This window comes from Rhodococcus sp. (in: high G+C Gram-positive bacteria) (assembly GCF_049286785.1).
GTDB lineage: Bacteria > Actinomycetota > Actinomycetes > Mycobacteriales > Mycobacteriaceae > Rhodococcus_F.
Genome location: NZ_JBAQEO010000414.1, coordinates 1 through 2,430 on the forward strand (window position 1 = coordinate 1; position 2,430 = coordinate 2,430).

The following is a 2,430-nucleotide window of genomic DNA, read 5'->3' on the forward strand; positions in this document are numbered from 1 at the left end:
GCGAACACGCACCGCAATGCCCGATCACCGACGTCGTCAGCGTCAAGGCCCGGGTCGCGGCGGCGGTCGAGCGTCACGGTCTCAGCGACCGGTACGTGGGTGGCCACCCGATGGCGGGAACCTCGGCCTCCGGCTGGAGCGCCGGCGGCGCCGATCTGTTCCGTGAGGCCGTGTGGGTGGTGGGCACCGACGACGGCGTCGACCCGGACGTCTGGACGCAGGTGGCCCGCCTGGCCCTCGACTGCGGGTCCGGCGTGGTACCCGCGGAATCCGCCGAACACGATCGGGCCGTCGCCCGCATCTCCCACCTGCCGCACCTGCTGGCCGAAGCCCTGGCTGTCACCGGCGCGGCCGGCGGTCCGCTCGCGCTGGGATTGGCCGCCGGTTCGTTCCGGGACGGCACCCGGGTGGCGGGTAGTGCGCCGGACCTGGTCCGGGCCATGTGTGAAGGCAACCGGGAGGCGCTGCTGATCGCGCTGGACGAGGCTCTGGCGCTGCTGCAGGACGTGCGCGCCGAACTTGCGGACGCCTTGTCCACCGCCACCCTCGTCGAGGCCGGACATGCCGCACGGATTGCGTACGAGAACGCGGACCACTGGGAGATCACCGGGATCGTGCCGGGGCGGGACGGCTGGATCGAGCAGATGCGCGACGCGGGACGCCGGGGCGGGCGCCTTCGGCAACTGTGAGTTACGCCTGAATGAGTTCCGCCTAAATGCGTTCGGCGAGGCCCGGGTAGTCGAGGATGAACCCATCTGCATCGACGGTCACCGAGGAACTCGACACCGGCGAGAGCACGTGGATTCCGTCCGGACCGCTGCTGTAGGTGACGCTGGCGGCCTCGACCCGTAAGTCGAGGAGATTGACGTACACCACCGGCACCTCGATGTCCTCGGAGCCGTGTGCCAACCCGTAACGCCGGATGGGGAGGGCATTGAAGAACGGGCTGAGCACCACATCGACGTCGAGCGCGCCGTTGAAGGTCGACCGTTGATGGCTGGAACCGTTCTCCACCATCCAGGTGCCCTCGTCATCGCGGCTGATCGACATCTGACGTTCACCAGCCGCCACCGACGTGCGCAACGAAAGACGACGCGTGATTCCGTTCTCGTCCGTGACCAGGTCGTACGACGCGCTGAACGGGGGATGGTCGGGGCACTCACCACCGATGATGCGTCCGGCGGCCTTGATTCGCGCGCCGTTCAGTTGGACACGCACCGATTCGATTCGAGGTGCGTTGTACGCCCGCCACGTCAACACAGCTGGCCAGGTCGAGGCACCGGAGGCTTGGATGCTCACCGGTCTACGGTAATCGACGGTGGCTGCAGCTGTGTCAACGGGCCAGGTTTCACCGGCACGGACGCCTCGAGGGCGGGAGTGGCCGCCCGGCCACGCTCCACCGCTGCGATGCGGGCGGAGAACACAGCGAGAGCACCGAGACCGACCGCGACGTTGATGAGCGCACCGAATTCCTGGGCCACGAAGTCGAAGATTTCGGTGAGGAGCACGGTGACGAGCGCCGCGGCGCGCAAGAACTGCACCGGCCACAGTTTTCCGTTCCGCAGCCGAACCGTGGCGGCCCAGCACAGAGCGAACGCGATCGCGGACCCGACGCACTGCCCGATCGTGGTGATGTCCGCACCGGCCCCCCGCAGGTCGTCGTCGAGGGTCACCAGTGCGCTGACGAGTCCTGCCGTCGAGAACAGCGCCAGGCCGATCGCGGCGGCCCACAGCATCCCAGGGCCCTTCGCGAAAGCCGGGGTGACCCGGCGTGCCAGTTCCCGGATCGACGGGATCGACCGGCCGTTCCTCTCCGGACACCCGGCCAGCAGTTGTTCGACGGTGGCCAGCGTGGACGGGTCAGCGCCGGCTGCCGCTGCCCGGCGCAACCGGGCGAGTGCGAGTTCCCGGCGTCCGTTGTCGAGACCGCGTTCCAGTCCGCCGATCGCGAGTGCGGCCGCATTCGCCACATCCTCGGCCCGCGTGGGCGGACGGGCATCCTGCACCGACCGGTTGACCAGCAACACGGCAACGATCACCACGTACATGATGGCGACGGCCGGCCGGTAGAAGTAGTCGTTGGTCTTGGTGACGAACTTGCCGATCTCGTCGAGGAACAGCCCGAAACCGATGCCGCCCGCCACGACCGCCAGCACGCGTGGCGTCGAGCCCAGGAACGTGAAGACGACCACCAGCGCCACCACCATCCCCAGTCCGCCCCACAGCACGTGCGCGATGTGCAGACTCGACCCACCCACCTGCGGATAGCCAGTCAGGTGCAGGTAGGCGCGGGTCAGCAGGATCGTCAGCACCCCGATGATGACGAACGCCTCGACGAGAGCGCTGCCCTCTGCGTCGCGGAGCAGAGGCGGCCGTCCGCGCAATCCCGGCATCATCGCGCCTCCCTGTGTCTCAGGTGAATCCTAGGAC

At 68.4% G+C, this 2,430-nt stretch carries 3 protein-coding genes; 1 reads left to right on the plus strand and 2 read right to left on the minus strand.

Going from position 1 to position 2,430, the window contains the following annotated elements; all coding sequences use genetic code 11:
- On the plus strand, window positions 1-689 hold a 689-nt coding region (locus WAW17_RS15485; RefSeq protein ID WP_422333833.1), incomplete at its 5' end, for a prephenate dehydrogenase.
- A gap of 22 nt (window positions 690-711) precedes the next feature.
- On the opposite strand, the gene WAW17_RS15490 is transcribed toward WAW17_RS15485, so the two are convergent.
- A complete protein-coding gene (locus tag WAW17_RS15490; RefSeq protein ID WP_422333834.1) occupies window positions 712-1,299 on the minus strand; it encodes a putative glycolipid-binding domain-containing protein in 588 nt (195 codons plus the stop codon).
- Complete coding sequence (locus tag WAW17_RS15495) at window positions 1,296-2,396, minus strand: hypothetical protein (protein ID WP_422333835.1); 1,101 nt, start codon at window positions 2,394-2,396, stop codon at window positions 1,296-1,298. The genes WAW17_RS15490 and WAW17_RS15495 overlap by 4 nt, the downstream gene beginning before the upstream one ends.
- Between the last annotated feature and the right edge of the window lie 34 nt (window positions 2,397-2,430).